17 protein-coding genes are annotated in these 18,894 nt (G+C 45.4%); 2 read left to right on the top strand and 15 right to left on the bottom strand.

Going from position 1 to position 18,894, the window contains the following annotated elements; translation table 11 throughout:
- Window positions 1-407 precede the first annotated feature (407 nt).
- On the top strand, window positions 408-947 hold the full coding sequence (locus AR383_RS01930; protein WP_055731609.1) for a flavodoxin: 540 nt from the start codon (window positions 408-410) through the stop codon (window positions 945-947).
- A gap of 137 nt (window positions 948-1,084) precedes the next feature.
- On the opposite strand, the gene AR383_RS01925 is transcribed toward AR383_RS01930, so the two are convergent.
- The 3 genes from AR383_RS01925 to AR383_RS01915 form a co-directional block, all read right to left on the bottom strand.
- Window positions 1,085-4,522, bottom strand: coding sequence for a hypothetical protein (locus tag AR383_RS01925; RefSeq protein ID WP_055731608.1), 3,438 nt, complete (start codon window positions 4,520-4,522; stop codon window positions 1,085-1,087).
- 374 nt (window positions 4,523-4,896) lie between these two features.
- Complete coding sequence (locus AR383_RS01920) at window positions 4,897-5,796, bottom strand: EamA family transporter (protein WP_055731607.1); 900 nt, start codon at window positions 5,794-5,796, stop codon at window positions 4,897-4,899.
- Window positions 5,797-5,889: 93 nt separating this feature from the next.
- Complete coding sequence (locus tag AR383_RS01915) at window positions 5,890-6,798, bottom strand: LysR family transcriptional regulator (protein WP_083481463.1); 909 nt, start codon at window positions 6,796-6,798, stop codon at window positions 5,890-5,892.
- 100 nt (window positions 6,799-6,898) lie between these two features.
- Between AR383_RS01915 and AR383_RS01910 the strand changes: the two genes are divergently transcribed.
- A complete protein-coding gene (locus AR383_RS01910) occupies window positions 6,899-7,975 on the top strand; it encodes a linear amide C-N hydrolase (protein ID WP_055731605.1) in 1,077 nt (358 codons plus the stop codon).
- 62 nt (window positions 7,976-8,037) lie between these two features.
- On the opposite strand, the gene AR383_RS01905 is transcribed toward AR383_RS01910, so the two are convergent.
- The 12 genes from AR383_RS01905 to nifN form a co-directional block, all read right to left on the bottom strand.
- The gene (locus AR383_RS01905) at window positions 8,038-8,451 is read right to left on the bottom strand and encodes a GFA family protein (RefSeq protein ID WP_055731604.1); all 414 of its coding nucleotides are present in this window, start codon (window positions 8,449-8,451) and stop codon (window positions 8,038-8,040) included.
- A gap of 771 nt (window positions 8,452-9,222) precedes the next feature.
- Window positions 9,223-9,777, bottom strand: a complete 555-nt coding sequence (locus AR383_RS01895) for a hypothetical protein (RefSeq protein ID WP_055731602.1) — start codon at window positions 9,775-9,777, stop codon at window positions 9,223-9,225.
- A 1,254-nt stretch (window positions 9,778-11,031) separates the two neighbouring features.
- Window positions 11,032-11,874, bottom strand: coding sequence for a nitrogen fixation protein NifM (nifM, locus tag AR383_RS01890; RefSeq protein ID WP_055731601.1), 843 nt, complete (start codon window positions 11,872-11,874; stop codon window positions 11,032-11,034).
- Window positions 11,864-12,322: a nitrogen fixation protein NifZ gene (locus AR383_RS01885; RefSeq protein WP_055731600.1), complete on the bottom strand. Its 459-nt coding sequence runs from the start codon at window positions 12,320-12,322 to the stop codon at window positions 11,864-11,866. The genes nifM and AR383_RS01885 overlap by 11 nt, the downstream gene beginning before the upstream one ends.
- Before the next feature lie 17 nt (window positions 12,323-12,339).
- On the bottom strand, window positions 12,340-12,624 hold the full coding sequence (locus AR383_RS01880; RefSeq protein WP_055731599.1) for a nitrogenase-stabilizing/protective protein NifW: 285 nt from the start codon (window positions 12,622-12,624) through the stop codon (window positions 12,340-12,342).
- A gap of 26 nt (window positions 12,625-12,650) precedes the next feature.
- Window positions 12,651-13,799 carry a homocitrate synthase gene (gene nifV, locus AR383_RS01875; RefSeq protein WP_055731598.1) on the bottom strand — a complete coding sequence of 383 codons (1,149 nt, stop codon included), beginning with the start codon at window positions 13,797-13,799 and terminating at the stop codon, window positions 12,651-12,653.
- A gap of 23 nt (window positions 13,800-13,822) precedes the next feature.
- A complete protein-coding gene (nifS, locus tag AR383_RS01870; RefSeq protein WP_055731597.1) occupies window positions 13,823-15,058 on the bottom strand; it encodes a cysteine desulfurase NifS in 1,236 nt (411 codons plus the stop codon).
- Window positions 15,059-15,068: 10 nt separating this feature from the next.
- Complete coding sequence (gene nifU / locus AR383_RS01865; RefSeq protein WP_055731596.1) at window positions 15,069-15,929, bottom strand: Fe-S cluster assembly protein NifU; 861 nt, start codon at window positions 15,927-15,929, stop codon at window positions 15,069-15,071.
- A gap of 310 nt (window positions 15,930-16,239) precedes the next feature.
- Window positions 16,240-16,677, bottom strand: coding sequence for a SoxR reducing system RseC family protein (locus AR383_RS01860; protein ID WP_055731595.1), 438 nt, complete (start codon window positions 16,675-16,677; stop codon window positions 16,240-16,242).
- A gap of 12 nt (window positions 16,678-16,689) precedes the next feature.
- Window positions 16,690-16,995: a ferredoxin III, nif-specific gene (gene fdxB / locus AR383_RS01855; RefSeq protein WP_055731594.1), complete on the bottom strand. Its 306-nt coding sequence runs from the start codon at window positions 16,993-16,995 to the stop codon at window positions 16,690-16,692.
- 42 nt (window positions 16,996-17,037) lie between these two features.
- Window positions 17,038-17,496 carry a NifB/NifX family molybdenum-iron cluster-binding protein gene (locus AR383_RS01850; protein ID WP_055731593.1) on the bottom strand — a complete coding sequence of 153 codons (459 nt, stop codon included), beginning with the start codon at window positions 17,494-17,496 and terminating at the stop codon, window positions 17,038-17,040.
- A 15-nt stretch (window positions 17,497-17,511) separates the two neighbouring features.
- Entirely contained in the window at window positions 17,512-18,894 is a 1,383-nt protein-coding gene (gene nifN / locus AR383_RS01845; protein WP_055731592.1) for a nitrogenase iron-molybdenum cofactor biosynthesis protein NifN, read from the bottom strand.

Here is an 18,894-nt window from a genome sequence, read left to right as displayed (position 1 = left end):
AGTTATGCTAAAAGCTTGTCTTTTAGCACACTTTGGACAACTAAATGGATGACTCAAAAGAGCGCCTACTCTCCATTTAAGCCACCAAGAACTGAAACAACGCATGAGCGATTTACTCGAGTTTGCCCTTGTTAAATTAATGGCAGCTCATCGTAAACTTGAGTGTAAGAGAGCCGCAACAACTAGCTAGCTCAATCTTCATCCAACATCTTCACTAAAGCGATTAGACGCTAGCCTAGCCTCCGTTACAAAACCCACATTTGTTGTCTTCTCAGCTGTCATGTTTGCTACAAAGTGTGGCGCAAGGCTATTTTCAAGTTATCTAAGCTTTTGTTTTTTAGTTGTTTTCTATTTGGTTTGCTTATTGCAGTAGAGCAACTAAGCCAGACATTCAAGGAGCACGTATCATGGCAGATATAGGTATATTTTTTGGGACGGATACCGGCACCACTCGTAAGATTGCTAAGATGATCCACAAGCAATTAGGCGAAGACCTTGCCGATAAGCCGCTTAACATTAACCGTGTCGATATAGACACTTTAAGTTCTTACAAAATGTTGATTCTAGGTACACCCACCCTAGGCGAAGGCCAACTGCCCGGCCTAGCTGCCGATTGTCAGGCTGAAAGCTGGGATGAGTTTCTTCCACAACTCGATGACGCCGATTTATCTGGCATTAAAGTAGCGCTTTACGGTTTAGGTGACCAAGTGAACTACTCTAGCGAGTTTGTTGATGGCTTAGGTGAGTTATATGACGCCATATGTGAAACCGGCGCCGAGCTAGTAGGTGAATGGCCTGCAGACGGTTATGAGTTTGACGACTCTGCCGCGCTACTAGACAACGGTAAGTTTGCCGGTCTGGTATTAGATAACGACAACCAAAGCGAGCTGCATAGCGAACGTTTAGCCGGTTGGTTAGAACAAATTAAAGCTGAATTTGGTGTTTAAGCTTTTTACTCAGTATAGTTATTCTCTCTAAAACTAAACCTTTGCCCGCTTTATGCGGGCCTTTTTTTAAGCAAAAAAAAACCGAGCAGCAATGCACAACTCGGTTTTAAATGTTAAAGACTTAGCTTAGCCAAAGGCTAAAACTGGGCGATAGCTTGAGAATTCAAACTCACTTCCACTTTCACTATCTCACCTAGTCGAGCAAATAACTGCTGGCTTAAGCTTTGCGGTAAGCTTAAACCACTCACCTGCTGAGTTTCACCGTTAGCTAAATGGCAAACAATGGCGGGTTGTGAGTCGTCGCTACAAGTGTAAACAAACGGCACTTGGCATAAAGTAAAGGCCAACTGTCCAGCGCTCAGTTCGCATTGGCGGTCTTCGCCAGCTAGATTTTTCCAGTGGAAGACAGCGTCTTGGCTTAAAAACTCATTCGCTTTAAGCAAACTCGGCTTGATATTAATAGCGCCATTTGCCACCTCAATACCCAGCTCAGTGAATCGGCTAATCACCTCTTCTTTCACTTGTCCAGTCATACCCGGTTGCTGAGCGCCAGCTTGTTTCGGTGTATGTGAATAAGGGTCACATGGGAATGCGCCATAGTTATCTGGTGTTTTGTTAAAGCCAATACCCTGGCGTACTTGGTAATACAGTTGCGCCAAACGTTGAGTAGCAGGCGAAGCAGCATCTAGCTCGCGGGCTTTAAGGTAGTTCTCTTGTACCGCCAGTAATAGCTTCGACACCATGTGCCAGTAGATACAGCCCAATCCTTCATAGCCAAACATGGTGCCAGAGCGTCCAGTAAAGGCCTTATGATTGAAAACCTGCTCATAGGTTTTCTCCAGCGCCTTCCAATCACTTGGAGTAAGGTGGCTGTAGTCTGCTTTAAGCTGTTCGATTTTTTTGCTTAAGCCAGCCGAGTTGTCGCAAGCGGCATGGAAACGATAGTTACCTTGCTCATCTAGCATAACAATGCGCTGGTCTTGCTCGCTCACCATCGCCTGCAACGCTGGAGTAGCCGCAATCAGCTCTGCACTAATGATGTTTTTCTGCATAAAGCCATTGAGGTCGCGGTCAGGATATAACATGAAAGTATGCTGATCCGCACGATACATATCACTGTTATATAACTGCTCGGTCAGCGTCACGGCTTGCTCAGGGCTTAATACCCCTGCGCTAAGGATCGCTACTTGACCTTCTAACATCGGATATAGATACGAGATTTCCGCCTTGTCTTCAGTCAAACTCAGAATGTTGTAGGCATTGTACAAACCATCTGGGCGTAGATTGTTCGCAATAGAGGCATCTAACACACTAAGCGACACTGTCATTAGTTGCTTCAATGCTGTTTGTTGCACACTCGCTTTAGCGCTAAAGCCTTGTTGCGAATAAACCTTTTGACGATAGTCGTTAGCTGCATTTTGTAAGGCTAGCATGAAGCTATAACGTTGCTGGTCGTTCACCGCATTTTGTTCAATGGCGTTCAGCGCTTGTTGCAATATGGTACTGGTGCTATCAAGCCACTGGGCGACTTCAGCCGACAAGCTGAACTCTTCTGGCGCGTCGGCCAACAACTGTTGCATGAAGCTAACATAACGGCGCATGTAGTACAGCGTCACCATGGATAAACCATTACCCACAATGGCGTTATTCGCATCATTCCATTCTGGACGCTGAGTATTTAGCCAAATACCGCCATCAATCACTAAATTGCTAAGTTTAGTAAGCAATGGCACCAATATTTTCTCCATCAGGTTAACCTGATAAACCTGACCTTGAGCATCTAATAGCAAACGTCCGTCGCTGCCCATAGTCGCTACCCGTTGTTGAATAACGGCATCTAGCTCTTCATCAAAACTTACCGTGTCTTTAGGGTTAGCTAACAATTGATCCACGTCACTCAAACGATACGGTACGTTGGCGTAGCTAAATTGTTCACTAATAAGAAGATTTAGTAGTTGATCATGTTGATACTTATCAAACTGTTCTAAGAACTTAAGCAAGTAAATAATTTGGTGGTCGCCCCAATAACCAATGTTACTCCATGGGTCGTCACTTTCTGGTTTTTCCCAGTCAATACCCTGCTTAGTAATACGATAAGGGTTGTAGCCATCTGCGGTAGACGCATTCACAAACTTGGCTAAGAAAGAACTGATATACCCTGGGTAACTTAGCGCTAGTGCTTCCCAGTTTTGGAAAATGTCGCGCCAGTTGCCTTGATAAGACAACAAACGTTGGCCAGCGTCATCTTTGAGTTTAATTTCAAAATGGTTCCAAGGGCGGCTTGGGTCACCATGGCGGCGGCCAAAAGTAAGTGGGATGTATTCATCACATAGGCGTAATAGCTGGGCATCGTTACTTTGCTTAGCTAAGGCCATTAAGGCTTGGTGAGAGAATTGCTCAGGCAAACTATTTAACGCTTCAAGGTAACGCTCAGTCACCTCGCGGTTAGTTTGCTTTAAGGTATTAATTACGTCTGTTTTATCTAAGATGTAGCCATTTTCGAATACCCCGCCGCGCATGCTGTTGAACAAAACGTTCGCATAGTGATGAACGCTGGTATTCTCTTCGGCACTAAGCTGCCAAGCATCGGCACCCGACATCAAATTGGCCAGTTCTTGCTGGTTAGCTGCAACGCTAGATTTAACGGCATCAGTTAAACTTTCGACTGAGGCTAGTTCGGCTTGTAGTTGACTAACGGCACGATGGTTTTTATCAATATCGGCAACAATCAACCACTCACGCTGCTGCTGTACAGGCAAACGGAAGCTTTTAGCTAGCAAGTAGCTGCCGCGCTCGCCGCGAATTAAATGTTCATCGTTTAGAGGCTGACCACGGCGGAAGGCATTAAGTTGTTTGCTGCTTAACAAGATTTGACTGTCGTCGCTATCTAAGCTGAACACAGAACTGGCTAATAAGGATTCTAGCGGTTCGGCACGGTCAGATAGCTTGGCATACATGGTATACAGTACCAATGGGCCCTGCTCTAAACGTTCATTCCATTTATAAGCATCAACCAATGAACTAGCGCTTTGCATGGTCGACAACGGAGCGCCAGAAGGCTGAATGTTTTGAATACCGTCTACTATCTCGATGTCGCAGTCTTGCTCACCAATGTTGCTTATTTCTGCCTGACGAACAAAACCGTATTGTTCGCTGGTTTGCCAGCTGTATTGAAATTTAACCCCCAAGCTGTGGTTAAGTTCTTCAAACAGCAACTTATCACCAGTGGTGTTTTTATATAGGTTACGCTCTAGTTGATACAAACCATCGTGATAACGGTTAAACGGTTCCCACAGTGCGCCATTTACTCTTACTAGGGTTTTAGAACCGGTGTTTTCGGCACTCTCGTGAATATAATCCACCGATTTATAAGGGAACAGTGCGTTCTCTGGGCGGATCCGACCAGCAGATAAGCTGCCCGTAGAAGAAATAAACAACCAATGATCACTGGCTGAAACAACACTAATAAAAAACGGTGCCATTTGGTCAACGTTAGCGATTTTGTAGTATCGCTCGCCTGCCAAATCAACAAACTGTCCTACTACTTTTTGTTCTGAAAAATTATCAAAATGCATACTGATTACCTCAACGTGAAAGCGCTTACATGGCGCTAATTTACGTGCATATGGGTATCGGCTTCAAGTTAATGTTTTCAAAGCACCAAGGTGGTCACATTAAGATGTGATTTCAGATTCATAAGCAGCGGCTTAATTTGTCAGCGATATTATTTAAATATTCTTTATTATCAGTTACTTATATCTAAGTTAGCATAAGACTAGTCTATGAAACACAGACTCTCAAAAAACGTTCTTGGCACATTGTTTAGGTGAAATATGGGAGCAAACTATTAGGGCTAATATTGCCATAAGCCCTTATATTAAGTTTGTTTTTCAAGCTGTAATTAGACCACTAGCAAGCTAGCACAGCAGTGAACTTATTGAAGTCCAGCCTACAACTCGGCTCTACTATGCGCGATGCGACGGCTTAGCTTTACAATAACGGCGGGAGTCAGGAGCAATACTGCTAATCCCAGCAATACCAACATGCCGCCAAACACTTCAAACTGAGTCAGGCGTTCACCCAACAAAATACTTGAACCAAGCATGCCTACAATGGGGATTAACAAGGCAAAAGGCGTTACCACCGCCGTTTGATGATGACGTAATAACCACGCCCACAGCGAAAAGGCTAGCAAGGTAGAGATATAACTCACATACACCAGTGCGCCCCAAGACTGCGCCGTGGTAGCCATTAACAGCGCCAGCGGCTGCTTAGTTTCAAAAAAGTAAGACACTAAAAACAGTGGCAGCGGCGGCACTAAGCTGGCCCACACCATAAAGTGCAGCAAGTTACTATTGGCTACCCTTTTCATGATCAAGTTGGAAATAGCCCAGAACAGGGCCGCGCTAAGTACCAATAACAGACCTAAACTCGTGGCGTTACCGCCGGTATCTTGGAAGAAAAAGCTAAAGCCAGCAAGCGCGATAACAGCACCCACAAGCTGCCTAGCAGTGAGTTTCTCTCTAAAAAATAACAGGCTAAGTAATATGGTAAATACCACCTGGGCTTGTAGTAGTAAGGACGCTAAACCGGCCGAAATATCTTGACGCATGGCCACAAACAAAAAACTAAATTTAAGCACCCCAAGGAATACCCCCACCCCAAGTACATTCCAAACCGAGGTACGAGGAAAAGGAACAAAAAACACCGCAGGAACTGCCACAATTAAAAACCGCAAACCAGAAAACATGATCGGCGGAAGCTCTTCAAGGCCAAACTTAATCACCGAAAAGTTCAGACCCCAAATAAACACCACCAACAAGGCCGCTAGGCTACTTTTAACATCCATATTTAGCTCTTTTATAAGATGAGTTAACGAACATGCGTCAAACGAGGCTTAACTGTACATCACTTCGGCTAAAATATGACACCACTTAACGAATTAAGTCAGCTCACTGCTGCGAGCTGCAGGCATTGATAAGAGTTGCTCTACCAGCCACTCTCCAGCTTTGCCTAACTGTTTACGCCACAGCATTTCTATGGGCCAGCGGTTACCTATGGGGCCAAAATCAAAAGCTAAATCCACCAACGCGCCGGCTTGGCACAGCGGTTTAGCTAGTTGAGCCGGATATAAGGCGAAACCGACACCTTCCAATAACAACTCGCGGAATTGATAAAAGCGGTCAACATTAATCAGTTGTGGTGAATAGCGCATCGCCTCGCGATATTCAGCACTAGTATTAAAACCTTCAGTAAGTAGAAGCTGGGGATGTTGTTCTAAATCTTCTAACTCAAGCCAGCCTGATTTCGCCGCTAATGGATGAGTGGCCGCACACACCATGCGCCATTCCAATTCATCAATCGTGGCAAACTCAATACCCCGTGGTAAATGGTGCTTAGTAGGCCCGATAAGAATATTAAAGTCGTCTTCATAACTACTTAAAGATTCACCATCAATGAAATTTAACTCTACATCTGGAAAGCGCTCAGTAAGCTGGCGAAACAGCTGGCTATATTGCGGATAAAGGGTATAGGGATGCACCACAATATTTAAGCTGGATTCTATTCCTTGGCTTAAGGTAAGTGCGTGTTGCTCCATTCTAATTAGCTTAGGCAATATATCTAAGCCTTGAAAATACATCGCCTTACCAGCATCCGTTAGTGTGGGCCGTTTTCCGTGTTGACGCACAAACAAACTCAATTCTAAGTCTTCTTCTAAGCTTTGAATGGTTTTATTCACCGCGCTATTGCTAACACCAAGCAAGCGTGCCGCTGATGAAAAGCTGCCTTGTTCTGCCACCGTCACCAAATATCTAAGACGCTCTGTAGTAATGATTATGTCTAACCTCAAACTTTAGGTTTGAAGTAATCATAGTAACTTATTTTCTAGATTACTTAGCATAGCCTCATCGAAACATCACAAATTAATATTTATTGCCGAGGAGGCTCAAATGAAAAAATCACTTATTAGCGCTTTAATCGCAGCGACCGCCATATTCAGTATTAGCGAAACCGCTCATGCCTGTTCACGTTTAGTCACCGATACCCAACATGGTACTTTAGTAATACGCACCGCCGACTGGTATAGCGCTGCCCCTTTTGACGGACACGTGTCTGTATTCCCAGTTGCTAGCCAACGCACCATGCGGGGCGAAGTCAGCAGCTATAAAAATGCTTACCAACAATGGCAAACCAAATACCACACTGTTTCTTTTGAAGAGCACGGCGCATTTAACGGTCTATCTGGTCACACAGTTAATGACCAAGGCCTTAACGTAGCCGCCTTGTCACAATCTGATAGCGAACCCTTTTTAGCCCAGCATAAAGATAATGGCGCACCCGCTGTGAACATCGCCGATGTAGCCACCTTTATTGCTGAAAACTACGCCACAGTAGCCGAAGTAAAAGCCGCGCTAGACAATAAAGCGTTCCAATTTGCTTGGGCCGATGCGCCTAATGGTTTAGAGCACGCCGCTGGCCTGCATTATTCCATCGTAGACAAAGACGGTAATATCATGTTGATTCAATTGGGCGAAGGTGGCGTTCCTCAGTATGAACTAGGTGATGCAGACTCTGATTTACGCGTAAAAACCAACGACCCCTTTCAAAATAAACAACGCGAATTTGTAAGCCAGTTTGATATTAAAGATCCAAAGGTTGCGGCGTCACTGCCTTGGGGAATTGGCGGCAAACAACGTAATGTACGTTTGTTAGCGGTATCAGAGCAATTAAATACCGAAGGCTTGAACTACCAACAAACAGTCGCTCGCCAACGCAGTGCGATGGATGTAGCCGGCACAGTACCTTTTGAAATTCAAGACCCAGCAACAGGTGAAGACTACCCTACTTTCTTTACCGTACAGCTTAACTTGGATAATGGTGACATTTGGTTTAGAAGCGAAATGACCCGTGCCGATATGAGCTTTAACATTGAAGATACCAAAGGGTTTAGCCAAGCCATGACAGCCAACATTCAACAACAAGTAGACAATGGCGCAACAGAACTGACTTGGAAAGCCTACCAATAAGCTTTAACAGTAACAACTGATGCTAGCTAGTTGGCTAGCTAGCATCGACATACAAAGCGATATTAAGTATCTAAATCATCGGGAAGTTGCTGATAACTCGGCACTTCCTTTAACTCTTTACGCCACTTAGCCGCACTAGCCATAAAGATTTTAGCTCTCGGCCTTAGTATTAACTCACTATCGAGACTCCCCGCGGGGACTTGCAGTAACCCCTCCAGTTGAGCCGGTAAAGCCGAACCACAATGCTGACAAAAGCTTTTTACATGGCGACTGTTAGGCAACTGATAAGTGCGAACTAAAGCTTCCCCACTAAGCCAAGTTAACTTAGCCTGACTAGAAAACAAATTGGCCGCATGTGCCGAACCACTGTCCTTTTGACAATGACGGCAATAACACAGGTAAAAGCTGTCAAATTCACCACTCACTGAATAATGAACCTGACCACACAAACAACTGCCTTGATGCTGTTCACTCATGCTTGTTTCTACTCCTTAACTAAAGCGTGCTGGTTTTGGATTTACTAGTGTAGTGGTAGTTTATTGGTTTTGGCGAGTGAGCATGAGTCAAGATCAAGTTATTACGCGAAGACAAATATGGACTGGAGATTTATAGAGATAAAGCCTGCGTAAGTAGTGAGCTTTACAATGCTAACGCACACCACCTAAATCACTAACTTTGCCACAAACCCCAAAGCCACGACTTACACACTGTCCAGTGCACGAAGTGCGCGAGCTGCTGCGCTTTGCTATGTTTTATTGCTCATTTAAATATTGAAAAATTAATTTAACCAGAATTCTTAATACAACGACCAAAATAAACGCCAGTATGAACACACCTAAAACTACGTCGTCACTTATGATGCCCGCGTCATATGATGGGAGATTCTCACGCTCCGTTTGCACGTAGAATAAAACCCACAATGAAAACCAAACCGTAATGCAATATACATTTAGCACTTTCCCCCAAGGAATGACTAAGGGAATAAGAACTATAATTGCCAGTGTGGTTAATATTAAATATTCCATTTCAGATTTCTCATACTAACTCTGGCTATATGGTAGAAAACTTAATTGCAGTGTAGTGACGGCCACCTGATTAGAGGTGATAGACTCACCTCAGAGACAAAACAGGTGAACTAATGAGGTGAAAGGCCTCTGTAGGAAGGTCACCGTTTAACGCTCAAAACAGCGGCCGAGTGAAACGAGGTCCAGCGCACGTAGTGCGCGCTGCTGGTTTTGCTTGTTAGTTTACTCCGCTTCCACTGGCACAAGGGTGATTTTCATATTTTGCTTATTGGCAAACATCTCAAAGAAATCAGCTAACTTTTCTAATAATGCAAATCCAGTATGAGAATGTTCGTTTTCAAAATGATATCGCCAATAAGAAAAAGGCGAACCAACAGTCTCTAAATCAACAATTAGATCAGATTTAAAACACTCTCTATACTCATTAATAGCATTTAATTTCAATGGTTCCTCATGCTTTTGAAACATTTTGATTAACGAATGTGTATCTTTCTTTAAACGAGTGTGAATCTTCATATTCCCAATTCTATCGATTACAACCCCGCCTCCAGCCGGAATAGAAACACTCGACACCAAATTTTTACTCGCAGGATTATTTGGTAATGTTTCAGTAGTGACGTTCATACACTTAATATATAGTTCTATAGCAAAACCAAGATTAGTTATGTAAGGAAGAGTGTGTTTCATCTTATCCATTACTTTTGTTGAATCATGATACTCTTTTGCTGATCTATAAATTTCACGTTCCAAACCAGTTTGTACTATTTTTTTGTTCATTTTCTTCCAAATCTTTTTGGCTGTATTTAAACAATCTCTAACTGTGATTCAATTGGTAATTTGCAAACCTTAATAAGATTCGAGCAACTGCATGATATAAAACACATTATTAATACCATTCCCAATACACGTTTAAGAGGAAACTAACAGGTTATTAAGAGGAAAAATTCCTTGTTTAAACAAGGAATTTTTCCTCTTTTTATGCATTTGACAAAGCCCACCTTATCACTATTCCTACGCTATATCAGCCACCTAGCTCGAAAAGTAACAAAAACATCAGCATAAAAGTAGGAAGCGCAAGAAAACTGTATATAAGCACAGTGCCATATCCACAAAAAAATTAAGGATACATAGGGTTGCTATTGCTAGGGGCTGTGGCAAGGAATGGGGCAAAAATGCTTCATTCTTTCGAATATCAAGACTGCGCTTTTAAATCCCATCATCTTCGCCGAGTAGCGCAAATGAGCAAGGGATTAAGTTGAAGTCTGTTTAGCGTAGTGTTTACTTCAACGCCCTTGTGAATGCGCAACGCAGGATCTAAGAAGATGCAGAGCGAACATTCTTTTTGCTTAGCTAAACCTTGCTCGTTGAAGCTTAATGACGTTGCCTACGGCGAAAGCTTTTATCCCGTTACTCACACAGAATACGGCAAAAACCTTTCATACCCTCGATAGCTAAAATTGCGCTTTCAATCCCATCATCTTCGCCGAGTAGCGCAAGTGGACAAGGGATTAAGTTGAAGTCTGTTTGAGCGTAGTGTTTACTTCAACGCCCTTGTGAATGCGCAACGCAGGATCTAAGAAGATGTAGGGCGAGCTTTCTTTTTGCTTAGCTAAACTTTGCTCGTTGAAGCTTAATGACGTCGCCTACGGCGAAAGCTTTTATCCCGTTACCAACACAGAATACGGCAAAAACCTTTCATACCCTCGATAGCTAAAATTGCGCTTTCAATCCCATCATCTTCGCCGAGTAGCGCAAATGAACAAGGTATCAGAGTTGAAGTCTGTTTGAGCGTAGTGTTTACTTCAACGCCCTTGTGAATGCGCAACGCAGGATCTAAGAAGATGTAGGGCGAGCTTTCTTTTTGCTTAGCTAAACTTTGCTCGTTGAAGCTTAATGACGTCGCCTACGGCGAAAGCTTTTATCCCGTTACCAACACAGAATAGGGCAAAAGAAAGCTAAGCTAAGGCCATTCCCCAGCTTTTATAAAAGCCAAAATACAAAGGTGACAGACTGTCACCTTTGTTATACCACTTAATTCAATGGCGATTGATTAAACAACTTGGCCAGCCATTGTTTTTGGCGGCGTTTTTGTGCTTGTTCTAACAATGCACTTTGGATCTTGGCTTTGGCCTCAGCAAAACTGACACAATGCTCGGGCACGTGCTTTTTACACCATACAATGTGATAACCCACCGAGCTTAATATTGGCGAGCTAAAGCTTTTTTCTTGCATATTAAACAAGGCCTTGTCGAGTTCGGGCAACAGACTGCCCGGCTCCACCATACCCAAATAACCACCATTGACCGCGGTCGGACATTCCGAGTGGCGCTCACAGAGCTTTTCAAAATTACCGGGGTTCACCTTTTTAGCGAGTTCTCCGGCTCGGCGCTTGGCTTCGCGCGGGGTATTTTCTTTAAACTGCTCGTTTACTGTGATCAACAGGTGATGGGCCTCTCGCCGCGCTACTTGCCGAAACTTCTCTGGATGCTGATTATAAAAGGTCTGTGCTTCTTGCTCGGTGACCGGCTGAATGTCTTTACACACCAAGGCCAATACCGCTTCGCTGCTTAACTCGTTTTTAATCGCTTGGCGTAAGGCATCAGGGCTGAGTAAGTTGTCTTCTAAAGCTTGCTGATAAGCCTGGCTTGAATCAAAGTTTTGCTGTAGTACCGCAAGCGCTTTATCTAACTGAGCGTCGTCGATAACCACTTGCTGCGCTTCATCTGAACTTAATACCCGCTGTTGTATTGCTTGAGTTTTGCTCACCACTCGGGCCAACTCTTGCTGCTGACTATCGCTAAGTTCTTTTGGCACTTGCTGGAACAAAGCCAAACTGGTTTTCATACTAATATAAGCTTGGGTTTCATCCCACATAAGCGGCCTCCTCTACTCGAGTTAAGGCGCGCTCTGGCACTTCCACATCCAACTCACCATATTGAATACGGTAGCTAGGCATAGAGCGAGCGTCACGACGCACCGCTAATACACTCACTACGCTGCCTTTATTGGCCACAATCTCACCCTCTTGCGAGAGGCTTAAGGTTAAGGCGGCTTTATCGCCGTATTCAAACTGGTTAGGCTGCCATACCAATTCGGCATCCATTAGCTCTGTTTCCTTACAGCCAATGGTGAGCCCACGATTTAAAAATTGTACTTGATAGATGATCTGGTTTTGTAGGTGAACCCCGGACTGACGTACATAACCGGTTGCGCCACGACGAACCAATAAAGCGCCCTTTTTACAACCAGGAAAACTGCCGTCGTTACGAATGTTTTCTACTACCCGAACTTTACATCCATATCCAAATTTTGCTGTGTTCATCTGCTCTACCTCTACTGTTAACAGCCACTACAAGATTGACACTGCGGCGCAGCATGAGCCAACACTACGCCCTTCTCTAATAAACAATAAGCCTTGGCCACTGCGGCTTTATACTCACTAAAAGTCTCGCAAGGCTGCTTCTCAAACACTTGGCTGAGTAAACGTAGGTATAACACCCGTTTCACCTGAACCAGACTTGGCTGATAAGGCACACCAAAATAGTCTAGAAAGCCTTCGGCACTGCTCAGTTCGGCTACATCCTGTAGTAAGTCTGTATCCATTTGTAAACTTGGCTCCGACATTCAATTGCTCCTTGGCGTTTGCCTTGTTAGCTGGCCAAACCCGACATTACAGGGCTGCAGCATTGTTGATAAAAACCCAATAACTCTTGAGATGTGGGACTCCGTTTATTCACTTCGGCCCAACCACACAATACGCCCCTTAAATCGCTACACTGCTGTTTATCTAAGTAAATACCCAGATCTTTATATACCGATGCAATGGCGGCATGGCCTGAGTGTTTACCCAATACCACACTGTGCTCGCGACCCAACAAGGCCGGAGAAAAAGCCTGATAGTTATGCGGATCTTTTAGCAAACCATCTACGTGTATGCCCGACTCATGGGTAAACACCTGTTGGCCAATAATGCTTTTACTCACTGCCACACTTCGCCCTGAGGCCTTCTCTACCAAGGCACAAATACTGGGTAGTAAACGCAGCTTCACTTCGGGAATAGCTCGCTGGCCAGCCAACTTAGTCACATTTAGGGCCATTAATACTTCTTCTAAGGCGGCGTTACCGGCACGCTCTCCTAAGCCCATCACCGTGGTATTCACCGAGTCTGCTCCTGCTCGTATCGCCGCTAAGGTATTGGCGGTGGCCATACCTAAGTCGTCGTGCGCGTGCATCTCGATTTGCAAATCACAATGCTGCTTTAGGGCATTAATGCTGATTTCTGTAGCAAAGGGATCCAATACCCCGAGGGTGTCGGCAAAACGTAAACGCACTGCGCCACACTGCTGAGCTAAATCGGCAATCACGAATAGTTCGTCTAAGTGGGCGCGGGAGGCATCTTCCATGCCTACACACACTTGCAGACCTAAATCTTGAGCTTGCTTAATGCCGCGTTCCAACTGCTTTAACAACTGTGCTTGAGTTAGCGCCAGTTTGGACTGGCGCTGCTGAGTGGAGGCAGGAGCAGAGATGTCTAAATAATCTAAGCCTAACCACGCGGCCTGATTAATGTCGTCTCGATGTAAGCGACTCCAGCCCATGGTTTTAGTGCTGCGCAGTGAACCACATATGGCGCTGATTACCTCACGCTCCATCGGCCCCATGGCTGGCACACCCACTTCAAGCTCGGCCACCCCAGCCTGCTCTAAGCAGCTGGCAATGGCCAGTTTTTCCTCGGCGCTAAAGGCCACCCCGGCAGTTTGTTCGCCGTCACGTAAGGTAGTGTCGTTAATAATTAACATACGCCGCTCCTCTCACTGCCGCTTTAGGCATACACCGGGCTGAAACTTTGCTCGGCCGGTTGATTATTCGCCGCATCCCAATATGGAGACAACATACGCAATTTCTCAACAATGCCAGGCAGTACTGCCAATACCTGATCCACCATCTCTTCGGTGGTAAAACGCGACAAGGAGAAACGAATAGCGCCGTGCGCTGCGGTATAAGGAATGTCCATGGCGCGCATTACGTGTGAGGGTTCCAAAGAACCCGAAGTACAGGCCGAACCCGATGAAGCAGCAATGCCATGTTGGTCCAACATCAATAGAATTGATTCGCCTTCCACAAACTCAAAGGCAATATTGCTGGTATTGGGCACACGATGTTTAGGATCGCCAGTAACAAAACAGTTGGGAATACGAGCCAATAGGCCCATTTCCAGCCGGTCGCGCATCATTTTAATCCGCGCGCTATCTTGCTCCATGGCAATGGTGGCTAGCTCTGCAGCCTTACCCAAACCCACAATACCGCTACAGTTTTCGGTACCGGCTCGGCGACCGCGCTCTTGGTGACCACCGCGCAGTAGCGGTCTGAATTTAGCGCCACGGCGCAAGTACAAGGCACCAACACCCTTGGGTGCATGAAACTTATGACCAGAAATCGATAATAGATCGATGCCACTGTCGGCTACTTGAATAGGTAACTTACCCGCCACCTGAACAGCGTCGGTATGAAATAGTATGCCATGTTGCTTGGCTAGCTCGGCCATGCCGCGAATAGGGAATAAACTGCCAGTTTCGTTATTGGCCCACATAAAGCTGGCAATCGCCACATTGGGGCTAAGCGCTTGTTTGTAGGCTTCCATATCTAAGCGACCACGCTTATCTACGCCTATCCAATGTACCGTGTAGCCTTTGCGTTCCAACATTTGGCAAAGCTCTAAGGTCGCTGGATGCTCGATCACTGAAGTGATGATCTCTTTGCGATTTGGAAACGCTTCAATGGCCGAATTAATCGCCGTAGAGGTGGCCTCGGTAGCACAAGAGGTGAAGATCACTTCGCTACTGTGAGTGGCTCCAATCAGTTTTTGTACCTGTACTCGAGCACGTTCTATGGCCTTACCCACTTGCTCGCCAAACTGATGAATAGAAGAAGGATTGCCGTAAAATTCACTCAGATAAGGCAGCATTTCTTGTAACACTTCAGGAGCTACTTGGGTGGTGGCGTTGTTGTCTAAGTAAGCCAGCTGAGTATTGGAGTTAAGCGTGTTAGTAGTGCTCATAATCTTTTCCTTAAGCTACGCTAGCTGAGCCAGTGGGGTAAACAGTAATGTTTTCGCCAAGAACTTGGCTGATTTTTTGTTCAATCATCGCAATAGTTGCGGCCGATAAGCCACATCCTGAGCAAGCACCGGTGAGGGAGATAAACACCATGTCGTCTTCCACATCAGAGAGCTGAACATCGCCGCCATCGGCTTGCAGCTGTGGGCGAACTTGGTCTAAGGCTTGTTCAATTAAGCGAATACGGCCAACAATGGTACTGGCAGTACTGGCCGCAGGTGCAGGCGCTTCAGGCTCGGCCAAAGGTGCGCCTAAACACTCCTCCAATACCCATTCAATTTTTTCGTGGCAAGCCGCACACGCGCCGCCGGCTTTGGTGTAATTGATCACATCTTCTAGGGTTTCTAGTTTGTTTTGCGCGACCACGCGTTTAATCAAGGCATCATCAATCGCAAAACACTTACAAATCAATTCACCTTCTTCATGTTCTTCGGCCACTTCTTCACCACGATACTGGGCTACAGCTGCATGTAAGGCTTCCATGCCCATCACCGAACAATGCATTTTTTCTGGTGGTAGACCATCTAGATAATCTGCAATATCTTGGTTGGTAATGGTCATTGCTTCATCGATAGTGCGACCAATGATCATTTCGGTTAAGGCAGATGAAGAAGCGATCGCGCTGCCACAACCAAAGGTTTGAAATCCTGCATCTTCAATTACATCGGTATCAGGATTCACTTTAAGGCTTAGTCTTAAAGCATCTCCACAAGATATAGAGCCAACATCACCAATTGCGTTTGCATGGTCTACTGCCTTGGCATTTTTAGGTGTAAAGAAATGCTGTTTTACTTTTTCTGAATAGTTCCACATACGCTACCCCACTGTTTGTTCTTAATTTGGTGGTTTTAATTGGTGGTGGTAGTAACCCGTTGTGAAGAGACAACATTACTGTCGTAGACAGAGTGTTGATAAGCCATTGGGAACCTAAAACACAGCGTTTCTTGCTCGTAGACAGTAAACTCATCAACAACGGGTTAGTACCTACAGCTACTGTTGCAAGCCTAATACCGTTCTGTGAAATATTTTAAAATACTGAAAAATAACGGTTTTTATTGACGTGGTGGAATACACATGTGTGAGTTAAGTCACATTAATGGAGAGAGTTGTTAGATTTGCGACACTAGTTTGTCGCTTTTAATGACAAATGCAGTTTGAGTTGTTGTTTTAATGAGCGGCCTAGGCGACGACTCAAGATTAAACCCGACACAAAGCCAATAGCACTGCCGCAAAATGTAAGATAATCGACAAGCTCTGGGAAGATAGAAGCGAACAGTAGATTAAACAATAAAGCGCCACCCACTAAACCCAACAGAGCTGGACCTAACATTACCAACACCGCTTTCAGTAAAAAGCTATCTTGGCAATGTAGGCTGATTTGCTGACCGACAGCATAATTATCATTAGCCTCGAGTTCGGCACGTAACAACTTGCTTTGATCGTGGCTAACCGTGACACAGGTCTCCTTGCTGGCACAGGATGAACAGGCACTTTGGCGTTGTCCTTCCAAGACAACTTTGTTATCTGACAAACTGCGGACCGTTAAGGTTACCTGTGGCATGATGACTCCTAATTACACCAACGCACTGGCTGGCGTATGGGTGTGGCAATTTTTTGCGCATACGGTTGAACAAGCCGCACAACCAATACAATCACCGGCATTTTTCAGGCTCATCACCATTACTACATCATCTTCGTAATCATCGTATGCGTCATCATCTTCATCGATTTCTTTTTCAACCAAATCAAACACATCACGAGGACAGACTTTGTAACAACGGCCACAACCTATGCAGGCATTTTGATCAAGGGCGGTAACAAATTGTGGCTCCCAAGGGGTGCCGTCCCGGGTTAAACCCATGTAGCTTTTTTCGCTCATTTCTCTTTCCTTAGTTTATAAAAATTCCTTGCTAAGACACAACTACCATGGCTCATCGAGTAACTCGTTTAGGCGCTCTAGCTGCAACTCAGGCTGTTGTTTACTCTTCATCCACGGCAGCGGCTGCTGTACAAATTGCTGGTGGATGTTGTTTAGTAGGCTGCTTAATTCAACATTGTTATCTACCATCATGCTGCGCACCCCAGCTTGTTGCAGCATTTGATTAGCGCTGTGGCCACAGGCATTGCTAAATACTGCGGCGCACTGACTCAAAGCTTCTATTCGCTCACTTAAACGGCCCTTATCGTGTCCGGGCTTGGCCCGCTCAAACTGCAGCGCTTCAAGTAATTGAATATGCTGTTCGCCAAATCCATAAATCAGAAAGGTGTGAGCGCTGCCAAAATGTTGATCAACCCACTGTTTGCTTTCACTGGCAAAGGCCACCATAAAGGCGTGTTCACGCTGCTGATTGTCTTCGATAACGGTGAGTTTTCGTTCCATATCGTAATCCTTGGCTTAGTTGATGGTGCTTTGCTGGCAACTCTCAGGTTCAAAGCGGTAATCACTGTAGTGCGCTGCCACTTCATCTTGGTGATACGCTTTTAGCAGATTGGCCATGGCGAACAAACGCGCTCGCGCCCCTTCGTAACCCACTTGCAGAATATCGCTATTGCCATAGCGATCGTGGCAAGGAAAACCCGCTCGCAATACCGGTATTGTAGGCTCACATAAATTGGCGCAATGGGTATTACCCACCACGAGGGCGTAATCGGCCACTCGTTCACTTAAATCTGATAAGTCCCCCACTACCACCTGTTTCGCCTTAAGCTGTTTAATCGCTGGCAAATTTACCGTGGTGACACAGGTATCGAGCACCGCACCAACCTCACTGAGAAGCTGGCTATAACCTAAGGCAGCATCAGGCTCTAAGGCCATGGCACAAGAACTGGCAGATAGAATAAAGTGGCAATCGAGTAAGGCATCTTGTAGCCGTTGGCGCTGGCGAGTAAGCCATTGGGGAACGGCTTTGCCCGACAGTTGGCTTAATAGCATTACCAATTTATCGGTTTCCTGCATGCCCATGGCCATGCCCACAAAGTGACTGGGCACCGCAAAGTATTTTTCTAAAATTTTTGCTGCGCCACGCATAGAATCACCAATCACGATACTGGCGCTACTATTGGCCAACGCCGCTAACTGACTCAGGCTAGTGCCGCCGGTGGTACTCACGGCGAAATCCCCTGCCGCTAAATGGCCATCTAAAGAGTCACTTAGTTTGGGTACAAATATCGGCTTAAAGCCAAAGGCTTCGCAGTAGCGTTCAATCAACTCCAAATCGGCGCTGGTTAAGGCCACCGAACAAAATACATTAAGCTGCTCCGCACAAGTCGCTTTAGGCTGAATAACATCGCTTTTATCCACTAATAATTGCTGAATGCAAGCTTCCACAGCCGAAGCAAAGCCAGTTTGCATAGAACCACTAAAATCAGGGGTTGTCACCGCCACAACTTGAGTGGCTGCAAACTGCGGACAAGCTTGGCGAAACTCACGCACCACTCGCTCTAAATCACAGCCCTGCATTTCGGTTAAGCCTGTGGTCATCACCATGATCAGCTCTGGCTGATGCTTTTCGCACAATAGCTTAATGGCCTGGAACAGGTTGTCGTCGCCGCCCATCACCGCTGCAATTTGGTCAATCGCGGTATTTTGCAAAGGAATTGGCTCGCGAAAATGCTGGATAAGGTAAACCTTGGCAAAGGCTCCACAGCCCTGAGAACCGTGCATTAAGGGAATGGCATTACCCAGCCCCATACAAGCTAAAGTCGCCCCGGTGGCGGCGCTGGTTTTTAAGGGCTGCTCAACTAAGGCACTACGTTTGACATGAATAGAAGGTTTCAT

Origin of the sequence: Agarivorans gilvus (assembly GCF_001420915.1) — a bacterium.
Taxonomy (GTDB): Bacteria; Pseudomonadota; Gammaproteobacteria; order Enterobacterales; family Celerinatantimonadaceae; genus Agarivorans; species Agarivorans gilvus.
The sequence above is the reverse complement of the archived record's forward strand: the minus strand, read 5'-3'. Positions and strand labels throughout refer to the sequence as shown.